Origin of the sequence: Xanthomonas prunicola (assembly GCF_002846205.1) — a bacterium.
Classification (GTDB): domain Bacteria; phylum Pseudomonadota; class Gammaproteobacteria; order Xanthomonadales; family Xanthomonadaceae; genus Xanthomonas; species Xanthomonas prunicola.
In genome coordinates this window covers 594,509-616,038 of sequence record NZ_PHKV01000002.1, presented here as the reverse complement: position 1 = coordinate 616,038, position 21,530 = coordinate 594,509, and the positions used below count along the sequence as shown (strand labels likewise).

Genomic DNA, 21,530 nt, shown 5'->3' with positions numbered 1-21,530 from the left:
TGTTGTCAAGTATTTCGTTTTCAGCTTGTGAGCCGGGCGTCGCCGTGGCAGAGTCGGTGACAGTAGATTTTCAGGAGTCCGCATCGTGATCGATCCGGACGGTTTCCGGCCAAACGTTGGCATCGTGCTGATGCGGCAGGACGGTCAGGTGTTCTGGGCACGACGTGTGCGCAGGGACGGCTGGCAGTTCCCGCAAGGTGGCATGAACACCGACGAGACACCCGTTGAAGCCATGTACCGCGAGTTGCGCGAAGAAACCGGGTTGTTGCCCGAGCATGTGGAATTGCTCGGCGCCACGCCTGGGTGGCTACGCTATCGCCTGCCCAGCCGTGCGGTGCGCCGCAATGAGCGGCAGGTCTGTATCGGGCAGAAGCAGGTGTGGTTCCTGCTGCGTTTCACCGGCGACGAATCCCACCTCAAGCTCGACCACACCGATACGCCGGAGTTCGACCATTGGCGCTGGGTGGATTTCTGGTATCCGGTCGAGCATGTCGTGATGTTCAAGCGTGGCGTCTATGCCCGCGCGTTACGTCATCTGGCGCCGATCGCGCAGAATTTGGCCGGCCCGGCGGCGGTCGGTGCGATGCCCGAACGTGCGCTGGAGGCTTGGTTGCCGGGCAGTAGCGCGGCTGGGCACGACAGCCCACGCAAGCGGCCGCGCAAGCGTGGCGGGGCGCGGCCGATGCGGGTTAAGAATGATTAACGTATGGAATTGACACCTATTCTCGTTTGCGGTGCAATCAGTCCCGGTCCTTTCCGGATCGCCAACACCTGACCGATACCGTGTACGTCTGCATCTGCAATGGGGTCACCGACCACCAGATCCGCGAAGCGGCCGAGAACGGCTGCGCCAGCCTTGCCGAACTGACCATGCGCACCGGCTGTGGGTCCAATTGCGGCTCGTGTCTTGAGATGGCGGGCGATTTGTTGAACCAGGTACACGCCACCCGCGCGCTGCCGTTGCCACTGTTGGGGCTGGCCAGCGCCGCCTGATGTAGATCGTCCGGGTACGCCGCAGGGCCTGATGGTGGCTTTCGTGCGGTTCTCCAGCGATGCCTGACGTGATGCCCATCTGCCATGCGTGAAGTGCCAGTGGCGTCCCTGCGTCGTTGCGCAGCCACGCATTTGCGAGGCTTTTCGCGGACGACCGGCAATACCGCTCACGTTGGCGCCACAGGTGGCGCTTGCCGGCACGATGACGGCCGTTTCCTCGTCCGATCCGTGGACTGAATCTGGCAGCCTTAAATCATCGGGCGTCCCCGTCTCCGGCGCCAGACGCGTTCCGCAACTGATCACGATTCGCGTTCCTTCATGCCCTGCGCCAACGCGTTAGAGTGCGGCCGGCTCACTGTCCCGGAGACATCGCATGAAGGGCGATACCAAAGTCATCGAGTACCTCAACAAGGTGCTCTACAACGAACTCACTGCGATCAATCAGTACTTCCTGCACGCCAAGATGCTGAAGAACTGGGGCCTGAAAGAACTGGCCGAGCATGAGTACAAGGAATCCATCGACGAAATGAAGCATGCGGACAAGCTGTCTGACCGCATCCTGTTTCTCGAAGGGCTGCCCAATTTTCAGGCACTGGGCAAGCTGCGCATCGGCGAGAATCCGACCGAAATGTTCCGCTGCGATCTGACCCTGGAGCGCGAGGCCGTTGTCGTGCTGCGCGAGGCAGTGGCCTATGCGGAGACCGTCAAGGACTACGTGAGCCGCCAGTTGTTGGTGGACATCCTGGAGTCGGAAGAAGAGCACATCGACTGGCTGGAAACCCAGCTGGATCTGGTGGCGCGCATCGGCGAGCCGAATTACCTGCTGACCAAGCTGGACGACTAAGCGCGTCTGGCGAGGGTCGTCTTTTGGCCGTGAATTTACCGGTGCAAGGTGGTCTGCTGGTTAGCGTTTTCAGCGATTGTTTGCTGACGATGTGCCTTTCCAGCTTTGGCTGCTAGTGAGCGCGCGTGGCTTCGCCGCTACCCTTACCCAACCCCTCTCCCGCAGGAGAGGGGCTCTGGCGTGCTGCCGGCAGTAGAGAGGCTTGAGCGTCCTTCCGCGTGAGGGAGCGTTGAGCATCAGAGCGATTTGGAGCATCGCGTTGACGACTTGCAGATGCTCGGTACATCGCTGTCGGCGCCTGCCGGATGATCTTGCTCGATGACGCTCCAATCATGTGGCGGCCCGCAGGCGCACCACTTGGCGTGGCAGGGCGACAGCGCGCGCCCTATGCGGCGATGATCCTGGGCGCGCTCACCGAGCGGCCAAGGCCGCCATGACCGCGTAGCGTGCGTGGTCATGGCGGCGCTGCCCGAGTGGGTTCGCGGTTCGGATGGCGTCCGCGAGGCGGTTCGATGCAGGTGATGGCGCCAGCTTCTGCCGCTGCGTCGACAGCACTGCTTCGATTACTGATTTGGCGTGCTGGCGGCGGCTTGCAGGCGTGCGACTTGGCCTAACAGCGCCAGGCGAGCGCGGGCGTATTCGGCGATCACCAGGGCAACCATGACCGAGGGGCGTTCGATGGTGCCGGTGCGGGCGGCCAGTTCGATGCGCCGTGCCGCGTTGGACACTGCCTGCGCGCCGACGTTGGCGCTGGAGGATTTGAGGGTGTGGGCGAGGTCGCGCAGCTGCATGCTGTCGCGATTGGCAGCGGCCGCTTCCAGTTGTTCGATGATGAGCGGGGCGTCTTCCAGGAACAACTGCAGGATGGTGACTGTGTCCGCGCCAGCCACGTCGTACAGTTCGTCGATGACGCTGTTGTCCAGGATCGGCAATGCGCGTGCCTGCGTACCGGCGCTGGCGCTTTCGGGATCGTGTGTGGCCTGGCCGGTCGTGCTTGGGCCGGGTAGCAGCGCCTGACGTGGCAGCCAGCGCTGCAGGCAGGCGTCGAGCTGTTCGCGTGCGACCGGCTTGGAGAGATAGTCGTCCATGCCGGCGGCCAGACAGCGTTCGCGGTCACCGGCCATGGCGTTGGCGGTCATCGCCACGATCGGAATCGGGCGGCCGCCGCTTTCGGTTTCCATGGCGCGCCAGCGGCGGGTGGCGGCGTAGCCGTCCAGCACCGGCATCTGGCAATCCATGAACACCATGTCGTAGCGGGTGGATTCCATGCTGGTCAGTGCGGCTTCGCCGTCGGTGGCGGTGTCGGCCTCGAAGCCAAGCACCGCCAGCAGCTTCTGCGCGACCAGCAGGTTCACCGGGTTGTCTTCCACCAGCAGGATGCGCACTTCGCGCGCGTTGGCTATTGGCGGCGGCAACGGCTCGGGAATCATCGCCGAGGCCAGCGTGGCGGTGTGGACGGGCTTGGGATCGGGCGGCAACACCAGGGCGCGCAGGGTTTCGTCCGGGCTCTGGCGCGGCACCAGGGTGGCGTGATCCTGCAGTTCGGTCGGCACCGGCTCTTCGCCGTACAGCCAGATTAGCCGTGCGCCATTGGCATCTTCCGGACGGGCGAGTGCGCGATGCACGGCGCGCGCGCTGTAGCGCAGCGTGTCGTGGTCGGCGATGACGCAGCGGAAGCCTTCTCCATCGCTATGGCGGCGCACGCGTTCCAGCGCTTCCTGGGTCGTTTCCATCAGCACATGCGACACGCCCCAGCTGTCGAGCAGGCGCTTGAGGCGTTGCGACAGGCGCGCATCGGAGCTGATCACCATCACGCGCGCCGCCTCGGCGCCGGTGGCCTGCTGCAGGTCGCCGATGACCTTGAGCAAGGGAATTTCGAACCAGAACGTGGCGCCGCGCCCGGGTTCGGATTCCACGCCGATGCGGCCGCCCATCAGGTCGATGATGCGTTTGCAGATCGCCAGCCCCAGCCCGGTGCCGCCGTACAGTCGCGTGGTGGAGGCGTCTGCTTGTGCAAAGGAGCGGAACAGACGCGCCTGCTGGTCCGGGGCGATGCCGATGCCGGTGTCGCGCACCTGGAAGCGCAGCAGATGCTGGGCGCGGGTTTCGCCCAGGCGACGCAGCTGGATGTCGACGCTCCCGCGTTCGGTGAACTTGATGGCGTTGCCGATCAGGTTACTCAGCACCTGGCGCAGGCGGATCGGGTCGCCGCGCACCAGCAGGCGCACCGATGGTTCGATGTCCAGGCTCAGACGCAGTTGGCGGCCTTCGGCGGTGCGCTGCAGCAGCTGCACGACGCCGTCGAGCAATTCGCGCAGGTTGAAGGTGGTGATTTCCAGTTCGAGCTTGTTGGCCTCGAGCTTGGAGTAATCGAGGATGTCGTCAACGATGCGCAGCAGCTGCAACGAGCTGCCGGTGGCGGTCTGCAGCATATCGCGCTGATCCAGGCTGAGCTGGCCGCTGGAGATCAGTTCCAGCATCGGAATGATGCCGTTGAGCGGGGTCCGGATCTCGTGGCTCATGGTGGCCAGGAATTCGCCCTTGGCCAGCGTGGCGGCTTCGGCCGCCTGTTTGGCGCGCAACAGTTCCTGTTCGAGTTCGCCGTGGCGCTGCAGTTCCTGCTGCAAGCGTTCGCGGGCCAGCTCTGCCTCCTCCAGGCGCTGTGCCAAGGCTTGCTGCGCACGTGCGGCCCGGTAGGCGGCAGCTGCGGCGCAAATGCCGCACACCACTGCCATCACTGCCGCCACCGCGGTGATCGCGCGCCAGGGGCCTTGCAGCGCAGACCACTGCAGGCCTGCACCTAGCGCTGCCGCGAGCGCCGCCAGCGTTGCCGCGATGCTCCAGGCGGGGGTGCCTCCTACCTGCGCTGTCACTCAGAGCACCGCGCTCGTGAAATCGAAGTCCAGTTCCTTGCCGACCGTCTGCACCAGGTTGCCCTGGATGAAATCCACGCCGCTCATCCACATCGCAGCGGCCGCCTGCGGGTCTTCGATGCGCTGGCCGATGATCAACAGGCCGCGCTGATGGGCGATGTCGATGACACCACGCAGTTCGTCGCGCACTGCGGCATTGCCATGCGCATCGGCGAAGCGATTGGCCATGCGCACGAAGCTCAGCGGCAACTGGGTCAGCAGTGCGTTGGCTTCGTCGCCGGGTTCGAACTGGCTGAGGCAGAACTGCACGCCGGCCGGCATCAACTTGGCGCAGAACTGCTGCACGGTGACGGCATGGATCAGCGCATCGTCCAGGCGCAGATCCACGATCAGCGATTGCCCGGCAACGCCGCGTTCGACCAGTGCCTTGAGCAGCCAGTCGGCAAAGGCGTCGCGGGCCAGCGTGCGCGGTGATTGCGACACGAACAGGCGCAGCGGCGGGCTGGCGTGCTGGTACAGATGCAGCAAGCCCAATGCGTGGTCCATGACCTGCTGGTCCAGATCGGCGATGCGCCCGGCCGCTTCGGCGGCAGGGATCACCTGACCAGCTGACAGCAGGGTGCCATCGGCCTGGCGCAGCCGCAGCAGCACCTGGTATTGCGCGGTGTCGCCGCCGGCCACGGCCACGATCGGCTGGTAGGCCAATTCGAGCTGGCCGTCGACCAGGCGCAGTTGTTCCTGTTGCTCGGCCTGGCTGGGTGCCAGATAGGTCTGTACGCCGTCGCTGCGCAGGCGCGCCTGCAGCGCAGTGCGCTCGACCGCTTCCAGCGCGCTGCCGGTGTCGTCGAAGCCCAGGCCCAGCGGTGCCACGCCGATGGCGCAGCGCACGTGCACGGATTCTTCTTCGCGCACCGGGAAGGCGTTGGCGGACAGTCGCTGACGGATCTCCAGCGCCTGCTGTTCCAGGCTGGCTTCGGGCATGTCCACGGCCAGCAACAGGAAGCTGTTGTCGTTCAAGCGCGCCAGCGGGTAAGGCTGGGCGGCATTGGCCAGGCGGTGCCCGGCCTGAGTCATCAGCCGCTCGTAGGCGGCGTAGCCATAGCGTTCGCGCAGGCCGAGCGCACTGGCGATCTCGATGAAGAACAGGCCGCCGGACTGCTTGCGCTCCAGTGCGTCGGTGAGCAGGTCCATCACGTGGCCGCGCGTGGGTAGACCGGTTTCCGGATTGCTGCGCACGCTGATCTGTTCGCCGGCTTGCTGCAGCGCTTGTTGGCGTGCGCGACGGATGCGGTTGGACACCGCGGCAATCAGATGGCGCGGGCGGATCGGTTTGGTGAGAAAGTCGTCGGCACCGCTGTCGAGCACTTCGAACTGGCGCTCCGGGTCCGGGTCGCCGGTGAGGAACACGATCGGCAGCAACTGCTGACCGGGCTGCTGACGGATCAGCGTGGTCAGGCGGATGCCGTCCAACTCGGGCATGTGCAGGTCCATCAGGATCAGATCCGGGTGATAGTCCTGGATCGCCTGCGGCACGCTGGCGGCAGCCATTTCGACCTGCGCGTGCATGCCGGCGCCGTGCAGCACGCTCTGCGCGAACAAGGCCTGCGAGCGATCGTCTTCGACGATGAGCACGCGATATGGTGCATCGGCTGCAACGTTGTCGTCGCCTTCGCGCGATGCGGCTGCGGACGTCGGCGGCGCGGTGGGCGCCGATGCCGATGCGGCACGTGCGCTGCCGACGGCGGCCGCCGGGCGCGGCGCCGCCACGGGGGCCGCCGAACTTGGCGCAGCTGCAACGGCAGGCGCAGGAATGATCGTCGCGCTTACCGGCGCAGCGTCGTCAGACGTCGCGGCAGCCTCATCGGCCCAGCGACGCCAGTGGTCGGCCGGCGGGGTCTCGGCGCGCAGTGGACGATTACGCGTGGCGGTGTCGTCACGTGTGGTGGAAACAACCGGATCTCGGGCGGCCATCGATACTCCCTACAGTCGCTGTGATTATGCGATGAACTTCACGATAGCGGGGAGCTACGTGCAGCCGGCGTGGCGGTGGGGCGCACCGGCGCGACCAGTCGACGCATGCCCCGCCACAACAATCGCCAGACCCACCACACCACCAGCGCAGCCAGCAGGCTGGAACCCACCGCAACACTCAGTGCCAGCCATGGGTGCGCCAGCGCCAGTGCCAACGCCGTGGTGGCGATGGTGTCTTCGGCCAGCGACGCGACCCAGTTGCTGGCCGGTTCGGGTGAGGTGTTGAGCAATGCGCGGGTTCCGGCCTTGAGCGTGTGACTGGTGAGCGCCACGCCGGCACCGGCCGCCAGGGCGCCCGCGCCCAAATTGCCGTCTGGCGAGAGCGTCGCCGCGGCCAGGAAGGCGCCAGCCGGCACGCGTGCCAGGGTCTGCAGCAGGTCCCAGCCCGAATCCACGCCCGGGATCTTGTCGGCGAAGAATTCGGCCACTGCCAGCGCGCCGGAGGTGCCCAGCACCCACCACGACTGCGCCGGATGCAGCGCCGGCGGCAAGTCGATCCAGCCCAGCAGGCCGGCCAGGCCGACGCCGAACACGGTGAGATAGACCCGGATGCCGGCCAGCCAGGCCAGCAGAATGCCGATCACGAACAGATGCGCTTCGCTCATGGCGTGGTTCCCTGCAAACAATTGCAGAACTATCGGATAACCGCCGGTCCAGCGCCAGCGCGACGATTGTCGGGGCTCTGGCACACTACGCCGCCCATGATTGCGCCGGCCCGTCCGGATCCAATGCCCATGAGACCAGCCGCACGCGTGCAGATCGTCCAACGTGACTCCGGCGGTGGCCGTTTCAGTGGCCGCTGGCTGTGGCTGGTGGTCGCCGTCGTATGGCTGGCCTCGCTGGGCGCGGTGTGGTGGATGGCCACGCGCACCGCCGTCCCGCGCCTGGTAGAAGCCGAGGCAGCGCTGCAGCAGGCGCAACGCAGCCAGTCCCAGCAGCGTCGGCAGATCGAGCAGTTGCAGCAGCGTCAAGTCAATCTGGCGATGTCGGACAAGATCAGCCGCGCGGCCAATACCGAAGTGCAGGCCTCGCTGGCCGAGCGCGACGAGCAGATCGCCGCGCTGCGCGCCGACGTGGCCTTCTACGAGCGTTTGGTGGGCTCCACAGCGCAGCGCAAGGGGCTCAATGCGCACTCGGTGCAGTTCACTGCCGAGGCCGGCGGCACCTGGAATTACAGCGTGGTGCTCACCCAGAACCTCAACCGTGGCGCGATCAGCCAGGGCCAGCTGCGGTTTGCGGTGGAGGGCGTGCGCGCTGGCAAGCTGGTGACGGTGAGCTGGAACGAACTTCACCAGAAGCCCGATGCTGCCGGGCAGCCGTATTCCTTCCGCTATTTCCAGCAGTTGGACGGTAGCGTGATCCTGCCGAAGGATTTCACCCCGCAACGTGTCAAAATCTCCCTGAGCGGCGATGGGGCGCCGGTCAATCAGACATTCGATTGGAAAGTCGCCGGCAATGGCGCGGGGGAGTAGCTCATGTTCGGAAACAAGTCCAACCGTGGTGCGCAGACTGTGGTCGATACCTTGATCGGGCCGCAGGTGGTCATCCGCGGCGACCTGATGTTCAGCGGCGGGCTGTATGTGGAAGGCCGCATCCTGGGCAAGGTGATTGCCGAAGAAGGCACCAGCGCCACCTTGACGGTGGCCGAGCAGGGCAGCATCGAAGGTGAAGTACGCGCGCCGGTGGTGATCATCAACGGCCAGCTGACCGGCGATGTGCACGCGGCCGAGCGGGTCGAACTGGCCGCCAATGCGCGCGTGCAGGGCAATGTGCATTACCAGGTGGTGGAAATGAGCGCCGGTGCGCAGCTCACCGGGCGGCTGATCCATGTCGCCACTGCAGGCGCAACCGCGGCGCTGCCGGCGCCAGAAGTCAGCCAAGCCGAGCCGGTGAAGGCGCTGCAGGCCGAAACCGCCGACGCCTGAGTGCAGCGTGCGCGGTGAACGCCACCGCAGCCGTGGGTTGAAGTGGGGCCGTCTGGGCCCCATGCTGACGACATGAGCACGCTCGTTTCGCTTCCTACCGCCGCCCCGGCACCGGACTACCAGTCCATCGACCGGCCACTGAACTTTTCCGTGGCCGCCGCCGCCAAGGTGCGCGAGCTAATCCAGGAAGAAGGCAATGCCGACCTGGCATTGCGTGTGTATATCCAGGGCGGCGGGTGCTCTGGCTTCCAGTACGGTTTCGAGTTCGACGAGAACCGTGCCGAGGACGATCTGGCCGTGGCCACCGATGGCGTGACGTTGCTGGTCGATCCCCTGAGCCTGCAATACCTGATGGGCGCCGAAGTGGATTACACCGAAAGTCTGACCGGCGCGCAGTTCGTGATCCGCAATCCCAATGCGAAGACCACCTGCGGGTGCGGGAGCAGCTTCAGCGTCTGAGGACGCGTGGATGCGTGCTAATTGCCGGCGTGTAGCGCGTCTTTCGGTACGGTGCCTGTTGCGATGGCAGCTTGATTCTTGCGCGTGAGATCGAGCGCGGCAGATATGCGCGCTGCGCCGGTGGGCATCGAAAGCCTGGCAATGCGTTAGGGCTCGCTGCAGGTGACGTGACTGGTCTGCGTTGTGTTCTCATCTCGCTGCGCGAGCGGTGATGATCGCGGTGCATGGCTCCCTTCGCCGCTGCAGCTCGGCGGACGACTGCAGACGACCTTCACGGTGCGGCCACCGATGCGGCCTGCGCATCGCGCGAATGGCCACTACTGCTCAGACATGCGTTTGAGTACTTCAACTGCCGAGCATTTCCGCCGCTATCCTTCACTGCGATAACAGCGATGTGCGCCACGTAACAGCGCGCAAGCAGCGTCCATGCGCGCAGTCGTGCGCTACGCGCAGCGCTCTAGCCATGTTCTGCATGATGGTAGGAACGCAGCGTGTCGCGGCCTATCGATTGCCTGATACGCAGCCGATTGCTTGAATTTCGCGCGCAACGCGCGACCGGCGCGTGCCTTAACGCGCCACTAATATCTGGGCGTTGCAGCTTTCGCCGCGCGCGCGCCGGCTTCGTGCGTGGGCGATGGTGCGTAGATCGAGATGTCCATACTGCGTGCGCGATCACCGCTGGCGTCACGATATGCGCGTTCTATCCAGGCATTGCCGCTTGTCCATGCTGATGCATCTCGGTCGACCGCGCATGCCATGCCTTGGGTCCATTCCAATCGGTGGCGCAGCAACCGCTCCTACTTCTCCCGCACGTCGATCGGGCTGCCGATGTCGCGTTGCGTGAGTATTCCTGCCTATTCCGTCCATTCACCAGAGAGCATCACTCCATGTTGCAGATCAACTCCCGATCGGCGTTTGGCCTGGCGGCCATGTTGGGCATCGCCAGTATAGTGCTCGCACCCAGCGCGCAGGCTGCGCCCGCACGCGGCACCGTGCTCACCAGCAATGTCCTGACCAGCTATACCCGTGATGCGATCGGCGCAATGCTTGCCTCTGGCTCGCAGCCCGAGCAGCCCAAATGCAACGTCCGCGTTGCCGAATTCACCTATGCAACCATCGGTGTCGAGGGCGAACCGGCCACCGCATCTGGCGTGTTGCTGATCCCGGGTGGCGAGCGTTGTAACGGCCCATATCCGTTGCTCGGCTGGGGGCGTCCGACCGAAACGGTTCGCGCTGAGGAGCAGGCCAAGGACATCCGCGATGCCAAGGGCAACGACCCGCTGGTCACGCGGCTTGCCAGCCAGGGATATGTCGTCGTCAGCAGCGATTATCTGGGGCTCGGTAAATCCAATTACGGGTTTCACCCGTACCTGCACAGTGCGTCCGAGGCGAGTGCGACCATCGATGCGATGCGCGCGGCGCGCACTGTATTGCAGCGTTTGAACACGCCGCTTTCGGGCAAGGTCATGCTGTCGGGTTATTCGCAGGGCGGCCACACTGCGATGGCCACCCAGCGTGAGATAGAGGCGCATCTGTCCAAGGAATTCCATCTGGTGGCCAGCGCCCCGATCTCCGGGCCTTATGCGCTGCAGCAGACATTTTTGGACAGCTGGAGCGGCAGCAACGCGGTGGGCGAAAGCAGCTTCGGCATCATTCTGGGCAGCTATGCCATCGTCGCGATGCAGCACACCTACAAGAACATCTATCTGGAACCCGGACAGGTGTTTCAGGAGCCGTGGGCTGCCAAAGTGGAGCCCTTGTTCCCGGGCAAGCAAAGCCTGACCGATCTGTTTCTCGGCGACACCTTGCCAGGCATCGATCAACTCAAAGCGTATTTCCAGCCTGGCTTCTACCGCGACTTTGCCAGCAACCCCGCCAACCCGTTCCGCCAGGATCTGGCACGCAACGATGTGCTGGCGTGGGCGCCGCAAACGCCGACCTTGCTGTGCGGTTCGTCCAACGATGCCACCATTCCGCTCAAGAACGCGCAGACCGCCATCGCCAGCTTCAAGCGGCGTGGCAGCAACCAGGTGGCGTTGGTGGATATCGGCACCGGCAACTCCAGCGACAACTCGGCCTTCGCCCATCTATTGACGAACGAACCGTGCATCGTAGCGGTGCGGCATCAGCTGTTGGACAAGCAGCGCTGATACAGCGGTCCTTGCTTGACCCCGCCGAAGGGTTTGCAGGTGCGGGCGTATCCCGAGCCCGCACCTGCATGGTTCTTCGCTGCAACTGGTGCAGTGCACTGCCATGACTACTGGCTAACGTGCGCGTGCTGACATGGCCGCACCTGCGCGCGGTCCGTGATGGGGGCCGCGCGACCTTGCGTGAACCCTGTTCCAAGCCGGTGGCCAGCGCGGGCGGCGCCCGCGTCTGAACACGCACCGCAAGCGCGCTCGGTAGAGTGCGTACGATGGTTGCAGGCGCTGCCGATAATCGGCAGGCTTGCGCCGATGTCAGCGTCTCTTTTTTCAACTTCCGGTTTTGCCTTCACCCACGCGCCGCTCGATCGCGGCGATGTGCTGCGTGACGATCCCGACGCCCTGGCGCGTCTGTGGCCGCAGGGCCGTGTGCTGTTGCTCGATGCCAAGGGCGCGGCGCTCGCCGACGCCGAGGGCCAGCCGCTGTTGCTGGATGGCGCGGCACTGGCCGACGGGCCGGAGGCGGCGATCTTCCTGGGCCTGCGCGATGCGGTGGGCTGGTTTTGTGTGCCGGCCGACATTGTCGCGGTGCAGGCGCCGCAGCGGATCGATCTGCGCCAGGCGGCGGCCGACTGGCCAGCCGACATTGCCACCGCCTTTGCCTATGCACGGGCGATGCTGCACTGGCAATCGCGCACGCGCTTTTGCGGCGTCTGCGGCGGGGCGATCGCGTTCCGGCGCGCCGGCTTCATCGCGCACTGCACGCAGTGCCAGACCGAGCATTACCCGCGCGTGGATCCGGCCATTATCGTGGCGGTGAGCGATGGCACGCGCTTGCTGCTCGGTCGCCAGGCCAGTTGGGCGCCGGGCCGTTATTCGGTGATTGCCGGGTTTGTCGAACCGGGCGAGTCGCTGGAGCAGACCGTGGCGCGAGAAGTGTTCGAAGAAACCCGCGTGCATGTGCAGGACTGCCGCTACCTGGGCGCCCAGCCGTGGCCGTTCCCGGGCGCGCTGATGCTGGGCTTCACTGCGCGTGCCGCGCAGACCGAGGTGCCGCAGGTCACCGGCGAGCTGGAAGACGCGCGCTGGGTCAGCCATGCGCAGGTCGGTGCCGCGTTGGCCGGCGAGGGTGACATCGGGTTGCCGCCGCGCATCTCGATTGCGCGTGCGTTGATCGAGCACTGGCACCGTACGCATGGTTGAGCCTGGCCAGCGCCGGGGCATTGCAGCGGCGCTTGCGTCCGCTCGGCTAGACTCGGCTGAGGAGGCCCACCCATGTTCACCACCCTGGTAGCCGTTGTCGTCGCACTCACGCTGGGCCATCTGGTGCCGGCGCAGGCGGCCAGACTGCGCAATTTCGCCTGGTTCGGCCAATGGTTGCGCCGGCTGGACAGTGACGCGGCCGGGCGCGGTGCGTGGCAGGGCCGCTATGGCATGCTGCTGGCAGTGCTGCCGGCGTTGCTGCTGGTGCTGCTGGTGCAGTGGCTGCTGGACGATGTCTGGCATGGCTTTCTGGATTTGCTGTTCGGCGTGGCCGTGCTGGCCTGGACCTGGGGCCCGCGCGATCTGGATCGCGATGTGGAAGCGGTGATCGACGCCGACGAGCCGCACACGCGGCGCGACGCGATTTCGCACCTGCAGGCTGCAGGCGGCAGCGTGCATGAAGACGCGCCGTCGCTGGTGGAAGCGGTGGTGGTCAATGGCCTGCGGCGCTGGTTTGCGGTGCTGTGGTGGTTTCTGCTGCTGGGGCCGTTCGGCGCGGTGTTGTACCGGCTCACTGCATTGGCGGTGGAAAGCCCGCTGGCGGTCCTGCTGCCGCCACGCAATCTGGCCGGCGCGCGTTGGTTGCTGGCGGTGCTGGAATGGCCGGTGGCGCAGTTGATGACGGTGTCGATGGCACTGGTGGGTAACTTCGACACCGTGTTCCGTGCCTGGCGCGAAGCCGATGGCAACCGTTGGTCGCTGGAACCGCATTTTCTCGGCGCCGTTGCACGTGCCAGCGTCAGCGCAGAGCTGCGCGAAGAAGCGCACGACTACACCGATTCGGGCCTGGTGCCGGTCTGGCGCCGCCTGCCGGAAGTGCGCGATGCGATGAGCCTGGTCTGGCGCGTGCTGCTGCTGTGGTTGGTGGTGCTGGCGTTGTTGGTGATTGCCGGATGGGTGCGATAACACCGCGTCGATGACAAGCAGTGAATCACCCGTGCAACCGGTGATGGAAAGCTCAAACGCATCGCCATTGACGTCGACGACAAGCCGGCTGCCATCTTCGAACTGGATGACGACTTCGCTTGGTCGGTGATGTCGAACAGTCTTAACTGCCTTCCCGGTTAAGAGCTCAGTCGCGCGCTGGGATGCTTGTCCCAAGTTCACAGCGTTGATGCTTGCGGTCTAACCCGGCGCCAGCAGCGTAAACGGGTACCACGGCAGGTTCCTTGCGACCCAATATGTGGGCAGCGCCCACAACCAGAATTTTGGTTCGGACATCACTGCGACGACCGGGGCAAACCAGCGCGCGCGCCAGCCGGCTTTCCACGCGATCAGGCCGGGCAGGGCAAACAGGCCAAGCACGGCGGCCGGATTCATGGCGAAGGCGCCGGGCAGGTCGAAATGCACCAGCGCATGCAGCGCGCGGGTCATGCCGCAGCCGGGGCAGTAGCAGCCAGTGACAGCACGAAAGATGCAGGGCGGAAACGGGCTATTGCTCGCATTCGGATCGAAGCGATACAGCAACGACACGCCAAAGGCGGCCACGCTGGTGGCCGCCCCCAGTCCAAGCCAATGGCGTGGACGCAGTTCCATTACTGCATGTGCTGCAACTGCTGCATGTAATCCATGTAGCCCTGCATGCCGCCGGTGGCCACCATGCCGATGTTGATCAGCAGGCCGATGGCAGCCAGCACGCTGGTGACGATGCACCAGGTCTTGGCGGTGTTGGAGGCGCGACGTGCGCCATCGATGTCGCCCTGGTTGAGCAGGCCGTTGACCTTGCTGGAAAACACGATCGCCACGATGCCGGAGATCAGGGCCGGGCAGCACAGGCAAAAGCCGAGCACGGTGGAAACGATCGCCCAGATCAGGTGATTCGGCACCGGGCCGGGCGCGGCGCTGGACGAGGGTTGGATCGGCGGTGGCATGGCACTCATGGTGAAGCTCCTTGGGTGGTAAACGACAACAAACGGATCGGGTGCGAGGGGAGGGAGATGGTGGCCGCAGCGCGACGGACGGCAGCGTGCGACGTGCCTGCAGGGCGGTACAGCGCTGCAACCGCGCACTGCCGACAGGCGCGCCGGCTGCCGGTTGCAGCAGATGCCTCAGACACCAGATTGAGCACGACGACATCCCCCGGTACGACCGGCCGCGTCCGTTTGGCGGGCGCGGCGGCAAAGCGTGCAATGGCGCACAGGCTACTCGCGGTGCGTGACGGACGCAAAGCCCGCACCTGCCGGGCTCAGGGCTGATCCTGACGCAGTGCGCGCACCTGGCGTTCCAAGAGCTCGGCGCTGGCTTGATCGCCGGCAATCGCTGCACCTGCCACCACTTCGATCTGCGCGCGCATCCGCCGCGGCACCCGCATGCGGCCCAGGCGCGTGTCGCGCCGGCTCCACATGCTCGACCACATGCCGCGCAGCGCCATCGGAATCACCGGCACGCTGCGGCGCTGCAGAATCTTCTCAACCCCCGATTTGAATGGCGCGATCTCGCCATCCTTGGTCAACGCACCCTCGGGGAAGATGCACACCAGCTCGCCATCGGCCAGCGCGGCATCGATGCGGTCGAAGGCTTGCTGCATCAGCGCAGGGTCTTCGCGCGCGCCGGCGATCGGGATGGCCTTGGCGGTACGGAAGATCCAGCGCATCACCGGGATGCGGAAGATCTTGTAGTACATGACGAAGCGCACGGGGCGCGGAATCACCGCCGACAAAATCAGCGCGTCCATGTAGCTGACGTGGTTGCACACCAGCAGGGCTGCGCCCTCGTCGGGCACGTGTGCGGCGATGTCGCGCGCGCGCAGTCGGTACAGCACGCTCACCAGCACCCAGCTGAGGAAGCGCATCAGGAACTCGGGCACCAGGGTGAAGATCCACAGCGCCACCAGCGTATTGGCGATGGCCAGCGCCAGAAACACCTGCGGAATGCTCAGCCCCGGCAGCGGAATGCGCTGCCCGAACAGCACCACCTGCGGCAGCTGCAGCGCGATGCCGATGATGGCGGCGGCCACGATGAACAACGCGTTCTGAATGTTGAGCCCGGCGATCACGCGCGACAGCTCGGCCTTGGGCGTGCGGCTCTGGATCAGGGCGAACAGCGGCACCACGAACAGGCCGGTGAACAGGCCGATGCCGACCAGATCGATGATCAACCGCACGCTGCCGGGCTGCTGCACGAACTGGCCGATCGACAGGTCGCTCGCCGGCGCGGCACCAGGACGGGCGAAATACAGATCCAGCAGGAAGGCGCTGATGCCGAACGCACCCAGCGGCACCAGGCCGATTTCCACGGTGCGCCCGGACAGCCGTTCGCACAGCAGCGAGCCCACACCGGTGCCGATCGAAAACAATGCCAGCGCGAACACGTACAGGTCCTGCTGTCCGCCCAGGTTGAGCTGCGCATAGGTGGGCAACTGCGCGGTCAGCATGGTGCCGATGAACCAGAACCACGACACACCTAACACCGAGTTGCGCACCGCCAGCGTGCGCCGGGTCAGGCGCATGATGGCGCGCGATTCGGGGATGGGATTCCAGTTGATCTTCAGCTCGGGCGCGCCGGCGTCGACGCGCGGTACCAGCCGCGCCACCAGGTTGCCGGTGACGGCGATGACGATCACCGCAGTGGCCGCAGCTTCCGGACCATGGCTGCCGGCGATCTGGAAGATCAACCCGCCGAAGATCATGCCGCACAGGATCGAGATGGAGGTGCCCATCTCGACCAGGCCGTTACCGCCGGTGAGTTCTTCCGGCTTCAGCACCGAGGGCAGGATCGAATATTTCACCGGCCCGAACAGCGTGGACTGCAGGCCGGTGCAGAACAGCGCAATCAGCAGGATCACCATGTTCTCGGTGATGAAGCCCACCGCAGCCAGCGACATGATCGCAATCTCCATCGTGGTGGTGATCACGATGAGCTTCTGCTTTTCCAGCTTCTCGGCGATCTGCCCGGCCAGCGCGGAGAACAGGAAGTACGGCAGGATGAACAATGCCGGCGCCAGGTTCGTATACAGCGTGCGCTGCGCGGCATCGATACCGAGATAGAACAACAGGCCGATGATGGCCTGCCGATAGACATTGTCGTTGAACGCGCCCAGCGCCTGGACGGCGAAGAACGGCAAGAAGCGGCGCTGCCTGAGCAAGGCGAACTGACTGTGACCGGACATGCAATTTCCTTTGCGAACGCGCGCAGCCTAGCAGGCTTCCACCGCGTGCTGGTGGATGGCCACTGCGTTCAGCGGGTGATACGTGCCGGCCGCTTGGGTTGCGTGAGCTGGGCACCCAGCAAGGCCACAAAGGCGCGCGCGGCCGGGCTGGGGTCGGGCCGCCACACCGCGTAGGTCAGAAAGCGGTAGTGCTCCTTCAAGGCGACCGTGACCACCCCGCGCATGGCCCCGGCCATGGTCTGCGGAACGATGCCCACGCCCAGATCGGCGGCGACCAATTCGCGCACCAGATCGGCATGGGTCACTTCGTATTGCTGGCGCTGCCGCAGGCCGGCCTGCGCAAAGGCGGCATCGATGATGCCGCGGACGCCGGCACCGGGAATCAGCCCGGCCATTGGTTCGTCGTCCAGCTCGGCCAGTGCGACCCGCTTGCGTGCGGCAAAGCGGTGGCCGGGGGCGACGATCAAGGCCAGCGCCTCTTCATGCAGCAGCAGGCGCTGCGCCGGCACCGCGACCTGCGGGCCGACGCCGACCAGGGCGACATCCAGGCGGCCTTCGCCCAGATCGTGCAGCAAGGCCTCGCTCATGGCGGTGCGCAGGTGCACGTCCACCCGCGCATGTGCGCTGCGGAACGCATGCAGTAATGCCGGCAGCTGCACGGTGGTGAGCGAGGAGATCTGCCCCAATGCGAGCCGCCCGCGCACGGTGCCCAGGGCCTGGGCCATTTCCTCGTGCAGGCGCTCGGCCGCGCGCAGGGTCTGGCGGGCGTTGTGCAGGAACACCTCGCCAGCGGCAGTGGGCCGCACCTGGCGGGTGCCACGTTCGAACAGGCGCGCGCCGAAGGTCTCTTCAATCTTGGCAACCTGGTGGCTGAGTGCCGATTGCACGGTGTTGCAGCGACGTGCGGCCGCGGTGAAACCCCCTTCTTCGGCCACGGCCACGGCAAATTCCAGTTGGCGCAAGGTCAGCATGCAATCTCGCAATACGATGGCTGTGGTGAAAACAATACATTGGAAAGATGCCAGCCGGCTGGCCACACTGCGCACATCCCTTGACCAGGCAGTTGCCATGCGTACCGCGCCCACCTCCCTCCCGCCTTTGCCACGCCGCCTGGTGCTGCTGATGGCCGCCGCCACCGGGCTGGCGGTGGCGAGCAACTATTACGCCCAGCCGCTGCTGGAAACACTCGCGCAGGCATTCGGTATCCAGGTGCGCAGCGCCGGTGCGGTGGTCACGGCGGCACAGCTGGCTTACGCGGCGGGATTGCTATTGCTGGTGCCACTGGGCGACCGGCTGGAGCGGCGCGGACTGATCGTGGGCCTGTTCGTGCTCAGCGCGCTTGGCCTGCTGGTCAGCGCCGGTTCGCACAGTTTTACGATGTTGCTGGTCGGCACGATTGTGACCGGCGCCAGTTCGGTGGCGGCGCAGATCCTGGTGCCGTTCGCCGCCACGCTGGCCGCCCCGCACGAACGCGGTCGGGTGATCGGCACGGTGATGAGCGGATTGCTGCTGGGCATCCTGCTGGCGCGCACCGCCGCCGGCGTGCTGGCCGGTGTGGGCGGTTGGCACACGGTGTACTGGATTGCCTCGGTCGCGCTATTGCTCACCGCCGGGTTGTTGTGGCGCGGGCTGCCGCGCCATCCGGGCAATGCGCAACTGTCGTACCCGCAGTTGGTGGGCTCGGTGCTGACGCTGCTGCGCGACGACGCGGTGCTGCGTTCGCGCTCGGTACTGGGGGGGCTGATCTTTGCCGGCTTCAGCATGTTCTGGACCACACTGGCGTTTCTGTTGTCCGGGCCGAACTATGGCTATAGCACTGCGGTGATCGGCTTGTTCGGCCTGATCGGTGCGGCCGGTGCACTGGCCGCCAATCGCTCCGGGCACTGGTCCGATCACGGCCATGGCGACCGCGTGAGCTGGGGCGGGCTGGTGATGTTGCTGCTGTCGTGGGGCATGCTGGCGTTTGCGCCGCACTCGATCGTGCTGCTGATCGTCGGTGTGCTGCTGCTGGATATCGCGGTGCAGGGTGTGCATATCGCCAACCAGAGCGTGATCTATCAGCGCAACCCGCATGCGCGAAATCGCATCACCTCCGCTTACATCACTTGCTACTTTATCGGTGGTGCGGTGGGCTCGACGCTGGGCACAGCGGCGTATGCGCAGGCCGGCTGGATGGGCGTGGTGATCGGTGGCGCGGTGCTTGCGGCGGCGGCGCTGGGTTGGGTGGGGCTGAGCGTGGCGCGCAAGCAGTGGAAGTGAGCGTGGCCGGTGGAAGCGACGACGCGATTTAGCCGATGTGGCGCTTGCCCGGCATTGCAGTGTTCGGCGCCGCCTTGTCCACGGATGCTGCGTCGGTGGCGCGGCGTCAACGCCTGGCGATCAACGCTGCGCTAGGCCTTGTTGATCGCCAGACGCGGCGGATTCTCTGCCGGTGCCGTCGTCACCGCCAATGCTGCAGCACGCAGCTTGGGAAGCAGGCGCAGCGTCAATGCCAGCTGGTCGCGTACCAGGCGTTGTTTGGGTGGCAACTGCACGGCGTGGTGTTCCAGCGCTTCGGCGGTGGCGAGTTCTTCGCTTTCGTCGTGTACCGGCAGCGGTTGGCGCTGGCCGAGTGCGCTGGCGATTTCGCTCAGCGCGCGCTGCAGGTACTCGCCGGCCTTGGCGATGGTGGCGTCGTGTTCGCCCTCGAGCGCGGCGCGATGCGCGCCCAGTGCAGACAGATAGCCGAGCAAGGTGTTGGACAACGCCAGAAAGCGAAAGCCCGCATCCAGATTGCGCCGGTAGCGGCCGGGTTCGCGCAGCATGTTGGATAACGCCACGGACAACGCGGCATCGGCGTTATGCATGTCGCGGCGTGCGATGCGGTAGGGCAGGTCGTCGCGCATGCCGCTGGCGTATTGCTCCAGTACCTGGGTGAGATAACGCGCGCAGCTGGCCAGCACCGTGGCCATCACCTGGTTGAGGCGACGGCCCTGCCAGTCCGGCAGGATCAGGAACGACGCGGCGGCCGCAATGGCGCAGCCGATCAGCGTGTCGATCAGGCGCGGCCAGATCAGCACGAAGCCATTGCCGAGCAGGTTGAAGCAGAACAGCGCCATCACCGTGATGCCGGCGGTGGCCAGCATGTAGCGATCGGTGCGGGTGATGAAGAACACCAGCGCCGCAACCAGCGCCAGCAGCAACTGCACTTCGGTCCCGGGGAACAGCTGCATCAGCGCCCAGGTGGCGACCAGGCCGATCAGGGTGCCGGCGATGCGTTGCACCAGTCGCAAGCGCGTGGCGCCGTAATTGGGCCGGCACACGAACGCAGTGGTAAGCAGGATCCAGTACCCGTTGTCGGCATGGATGGACTGCATGATGGCGTAGCCGACCAGCAGCGCGATGGCCATGCGCAGGCCGTGGCGGAACAGCACCGAGCCGGGCGTGAGTTGCTGCACCAGCCGTGCGCCCATTTCGCGCAAGGTATGTGGCGAGGAATCGCGCAGCCGGGTATCGAGGTTGTCGCTGGTGGAATCGGATTGCGCTGCTTCCGACAACCTGCGTTCGATGCTCTGCAGATTGGTCACCAGCAGTTCCAGTGCGCCGAGCAGGCGTGCCAGTGCGGGGTCGGCGCGCGCGTGCAGATAATCCAGCGACTGGCGCAGGTCTTCGGTGGCCAGGCGGCTTTTGTCGCCGTAATCGAACGGATGCCGTAGGCGGATCGCCTCGCCCAACGCCGCGCACGCCTTGCCTTGCAAGGCGAGCAGGCGCTGGCAGCGATACAGCACGTCGCTATGGAAGAATGCGTCGGTCAGCGCTTCGTACGGGTAATGCGACGAGCTGGCCCGCTCATGAAATTCCTGCGCCATGTAATACAGCCGGAAATACAGGCCAGATTGCACGCCCGGTCGCCCCGAGCGACCGAAGCGGCTCATGATCGCGGTCTTGGCCGCGTTGAGCGCGCCGACCACCTTGGCGTTCTGTTCGGCCAATGCCAGCCGGCGTGCATGCAGATCGCTCTGGCGCACTGGTTCGAACAGATCGGCCTTGAGCTTGAGATAGCGGCCCAATTCGAAAAACAACCGCGACAGCCGCTCGCGCACCGGGCGATTGGCGAACAGCAGGGTCCACAGGATCGACAGCACGCCGTACCAGGTCGCCCCGATCAGCAGCAGCGCCGCGCCGTGCCAGGCGATCGACGGATGGTGGCTGCCATGTTGGTCCATGCCGATCATGGCGTAGATCGACAAGGCGACCGTCGCCTGCGCGATCGAGGCATAGCGCTCGCCCAGCGCACCGAGCAGCGTCAACGAGAACGTGGCCAGCGCCATGCCGATCACGAACGGCAGCGGATACGGAAACAGCAGTACCACCGACGCGGCAGCGGCGGCGAAGCACAGCAGCGACAGCAGCACCGACTTGATGCGGCCCAGCCAGTTGTCGTCTGTCTCGGCGATGGCGCTGGCGATCGCGCCGAGGAACAGCGCCGGTACCGCGGTGAGTTGCTGCCAGTGCCAGCACACGCCCATCGCCACCGCCAGCGCGATGAACACACGCAGGCCATAGCTGGCCTTTTCATGGGCCCACAGGCGGCTGAGGCGGGTTTCGAAGGAAGTGGTGGCCACGGTCTGTCGATGGGCAAGCGTGCCCGGCATTATTGCCGCAGGCGCGCGCCGCCGGTGTGGACAGGGGCTAGTCCTTTGTCAGTAGCCGGCATGTGTGCGGACTGGAGCGGAGTACGCGATTGCCCCGCAGCCCCGCTGCACGCAGCCGTGCGAACTGCGCGTCAGGCCAGCTGCACGGCCGTCTATCGCGCTTGGCGACCTTGCAACCTGTGGTCGCGAGCTTGAATACCGCCTTGTCGGCGACCACCAGCGATCTGTTGCTCTGTTCGGCCGACAACCAGCGGAT

The 21,530-nt window shown here is 65.6% G+C and carries 19 protein-coding genes; 10 read left to right on the top strand and 9 right to left on the bottom strand.

Annotated elements, in window-relative coordinates:
• Positions 1-85 precede the first annotated feature (85 nt).
• The 3 genes from XpruCFBP8353_RS09140 (at position 86) to bfr (ending at position 1,837) form a co-directional block, all read left to right on the top strand.
• Entirely contained in the window at positions 86-703 is a 618-nt protein-coding gene (locus tag XpruCFBP8353_RS09140) for an RNA pyrophosphohydrolase (protein WP_101362927.1), read from the top strand.
• Between the two features lie 80 nt (positions 704-783).
• Positions 784-993, top strand: a complete 210-nt coding sequence (locus XpruCFBP8353_RS09135; RefSeq protein ID WP_010368085.1) for a (2Fe-2S)-binding protein — start codon at positions 784-786, stop codon at positions 991-993.
• Positions 994-1,366: 373 nt separating this feature from the next.
• On the top strand, positions 1,367-1,837 hold the full coding sequence (bfr, locus tag XpruCFBP8353_RS09125; RefSeq protein ID WP_003483093.1) for a bacterioferritin: 471 nt from the start codon (positions 1,367-1,369) through the stop codon (positions 1,835-1,837).
• A gap of 563 nt (positions 1,838-2,400) precedes the next feature.
• Here the strand turns inward: bfr and XpruCFBP8353_RS09120 are convergent.
• Genes XpruCFBP8353_RS09120 through XpruCFBP8353_RS09110 form a run of 3 tightly spaced genes read right to left on the bottom strand, consistent with a single transcriptional unit; the run spans position 2,401 to position 7,346 of the window.
• Positions 2,401-4,710 carry an ATP-binding protein gene (locus tag XpruCFBP8353_RS09120; protein WP_101362925.1) on the bottom strand — a complete coding sequence of 770 codons (2,310 nt, stop codon included), beginning with the start codon at positions 4,708-4,710 and terminating at the stop codon, positions 2,401-2,403.
• The gene (locus XpruCFBP8353_RS09115; RefSeq protein WP_162300994.1) at positions 4,711-6,681 is read right to left on the bottom strand and encodes an EAL domain-containing protein; all 1,971 of its coding nucleotides are present in this window, start codon (positions 6,679-6,681) and stop codon (positions 4,711-4,713) included.
• Positions 6,682-6,719: 38 nt separating this feature from the next.
• Positions 6,720-7,346: a DUF4126 domain-containing protein gene (locus XpruCFBP8353_RS09110; protein WP_101362924.1), complete on the bottom strand. Its 627-nt coding sequence runs from the start codon at positions 7,344-7,346 to the stop codon at positions 6,720-6,722.
• Positions 7,347-7,475: 129 nt separating this feature from the next.
• On the opposite strand from XpruCFBP8353_RS09110, the gene XpruCFBP8353_RS09105 reads away from it, so the two are divergent.
• The 6 genes from XpruCFBP8353_RS09105 (at position 7,476) to XpruCFBP8353_RS09080 (ending at position 13,438) form a co-directional block, all read left to right on the top strand.
• Positions 7,476-8,213: a DUF6776 family protein gene (locus XpruCFBP8353_RS09105; protein ID WP_101362923.1), complete on the top strand. Its 738-nt coding sequence runs from the start codon at positions 7,476-7,478 to the stop codon at positions 8,211-8,213.
• A gap of 3 nt (positions 8,214-8,216) precedes the next feature.
• Positions 8,217-8,666 carry a bactofilin family protein gene (locus XpruCFBP8353_RS09100; RefSeq protein ID WP_101362922.1) on the top strand — a complete coding sequence of 150 codons (450 nt, stop codon included), beginning with the start codon at positions 8,217-8,219 and terminating at the stop codon, positions 8,664-8,666.
• A gap of 72 nt (positions 8,667-8,738) precedes the next feature.
• Positions 8,739-9,125, top strand: coding sequence for an iron-sulfur cluster insertion protein ErpA (gene erpA, locus XpruCFBP8353_RS09095; RefSeq protein WP_002808218.1), 387 nt, complete (start codon positions 8,739-8,741; stop codon positions 9,123-9,125).
• Between the two features lie 887 nt (positions 9,126-10,012).
• A complete protein-coding gene (locus XpruCFBP8353_RS09090; protein WP_101362921.1) occupies positions 10,013-11,275 on the top strand; it encodes a lipase family protein in 1,263 nt (420 codons plus the stop codon).
• Positions 11,276-11,581: 306 nt separating this feature from the next.
• Complete coding sequence (gene nudC, locus XpruCFBP8353_RS09085) at positions 11,582-12,472, top strand: NAD(+) diphosphatase (RefSeq protein WP_101362920.1); 891 nt, start codon at positions 11,582-11,584, stop codon at positions 12,470-12,472.
• Positions 12,473-12,544: 72 nt separating this feature from the next.
• Positions 12,545-13,438 (top strand): cobalamin biosynthesis protein, encoded by an 894-nt coding sequence (locus XpruCFBP8353_RS09080; protein ID WP_101362919.1) that lies wholly within the window; start codon positions 12,545-12,547, stop codon positions 13,436-13,438.
• 219 nt (positions 13,439-13,657) lie between these two features.
• Here XpruCFBP8353_RS09080 and XpruCFBP8353_RS09075 read toward each other — a convergent pair whose 3' ends face one another.
• From XpruCFBP8353_RS09075 to XpruCFBP8353_RS09060, 4 genes are all read right to left on the bottom strand, one after another.
• Positions 13,658-14,068, bottom strand: a complete 411-nt coding sequence (locus tag XpruCFBP8353_RS09075; RefSeq protein ID WP_101362918.1) for a DUF2752 domain-containing protein — start codon at positions 14,066-14,068, stop codon at positions 13,658-13,660.
• Positions 14,068-14,412, bottom strand: a complete 345-nt coding sequence (locus tag XpruCFBP8353_RS09070) for a CD225/dispanin family protein (RefSeq protein WP_101362917.1) — start codon at positions 14,410-14,412, stop codon at positions 14,068-14,070. Before XpruCFBP8353_RS09070 ends, XpruCFBP8353_RS09075 begins: the two co-directional genes overlap by 1 nt.
• 305 nt (positions 14,413-14,717) lie before the next feature.
• Positions 14,718-16,640, bottom strand: coding sequence for an MFS transporter (locus XpruCFBP8353_RS09065; protein ID WP_101362916.1), 1,923 nt, complete (start codon positions 16,638-16,640; stop codon positions 14,718-14,720).
• 68 nt (positions 16,641-16,708) lie between these two features.
• Positions 16,709-17,611: a LysR family transcriptional regulator gene (locus XpruCFBP8353_RS09060; RefSeq protein ID WP_101362915.1), complete on the bottom strand. Its 903-nt coding sequence runs from the start codon at positions 17,609-17,611 to the stop codon at positions 16,709-16,711.
• 97 nt (positions 17,612-17,708) lie between these two features.
• On the opposite strand from XpruCFBP8353_RS09060, the gene XpruCFBP8353_RS09055 reads away from it, so the two are divergent.
• On the top strand, positions 17,709-18,899 hold the full coding sequence (locus XpruCFBP8353_RS09055; protein WP_101362914.1) for an MFS transporter: 1,191 nt from the start codon (positions 17,709-17,711) through the stop codon (positions 18,897-18,899).
• 131 nt (positions 18,900-19,030) lie between these two features.
• On the opposite strand, the gene yccS is transcribed toward XpruCFBP8353_RS09055, so the two are convergent.
• Both yccS and XpruCFBP8353_RS09045 read right to left on the bottom strand, forming a co-directional pair.
• The gene (yccS, locus tag XpruCFBP8353_RS09050) at positions 19,031-21,244 is read right to left on the bottom strand and encodes a YccS family putative transporter (RefSeq protein ID WP_162300992.1); all 2,214 of its coding nucleotides are present in this window, start codon (positions 21,242-21,244) and stop codon (positions 19,031-19,033) included.
• Positions 21,245-21,311: 67 nt separating this feature from the next.
• Entirely contained in the window at positions 21,312-21,521 is a 210-nt protein-coding gene (locus XpruCFBP8353_RS09045; RefSeq protein ID WP_407071308.1) for a hypothetical protein, read from the bottom strand.
• Positions 21,522-21,530: the final 9 nt, after the last annotated feature.

Excerpts from the sequence above, each read along its gene's own strand:
- bfr (WP_003483093.1), top strand. The coding sequence starts at position 1,367 with ATGAAGGGCGATACCAAAGTCATCGAGTACCTCAACAAGGTGCTCTAC.
- XpruCFBP8353_RS09115 (WP_162300994.1), bottom strand. The coding sequence starts at position 6,681 with ATGGCCGCCCGAGATCCGGTTGTTTCCACCACACGTGACGACACCGCC.
- XpruCFBP8353_RS09110 (WP_101362924.1), bottom strand. The coding sequence starts at position 7,346 with ATGAGCGAAGCGCATCTGTTCGTGATCGGCATTCTGCTGGCCTGGCTG.
- XpruCFBP8353_RS09105 (WP_101362923.1), top strand. The coding sequence starts at position 7,476 with ATGAGACCAGCCGCACGCGTGCAGATCGTCCAACGTGACTCCGGCGGT.
- XpruCFBP8353_RS09100 (WP_101362922.1), top strand. The coding sequence starts at position 8,217 with ATGTTCGGAAACAAGTCCAACCGTGGTGCGCAGACTGTGGTCGATACC.
- erpA (WP_002808218.1), top strand. The coding sequence starts at position 8,739 with ATGAGCACGCTCGTTTCGCTTCCTACCGCCGCCCCGGCACCGGACTAC.
- XpruCFBP8353_RS09090 (WP_101362921.1), top strand. The coding sequence starts at position 10,013 with ATGTTGCAGATCAACTCCCGATCGGCGTTTGGCCTGGCGGCCATGTTG.
- nudC (WP_101362920.1), top strand. The coding sequence starts at position 11,582 with ATGTCAGCGTCTCTTTTTTCAACTTCCGGTTTTGCCTTCACCCACGCG.
- XpruCFBP8353_RS09080 (WP_101362919.1), top strand. The coding sequence starts at position 12,545 with ATGTTCACCACCCTGGTAGCCGTTGTCGTCGCACTCACGCTGGGCCAT.
- XpruCFBP8353_RS09075 (WP_101362918.1), bottom strand. The coding sequence starts at position 14,068 with ATGGAACTGCGTCCACGCCATTGGCTTGGACTGGGGGCGGCCACCAGC.
- XpruCFBP8353_RS09070 (WP_101362917.1), bottom strand. The coding sequence starts at position 14,412 with ATGAGTGCCATGCCACCGCCGATCCAACCCTCGTCCAGCGCCGCGCCC.
- XpruCFBP8353_RS09065 (WP_101362916.1), bottom strand. The coding sequence starts at position 16,640 with ATGTCCGGTCACAGTCAGTTCGCCTTGCTCAGGCAGCGCCGCTTCTTG.
- XpruCFBP8353_RS09060 (WP_101362915.1), bottom strand. The coding sequence starts at position 17,611 with ATGCTGACCTTGCGCCAACTGGAATTTGCCGTGGCCGTGGCCGAAGAA.
- XpruCFBP8353_RS09055 (WP_101362914.1), top strand. The coding sequence starts at position 17,709 with ATGCGTACCGCGCCCACCTCCCTCCCGCCTTTGCCACGCCGCCTGGTG.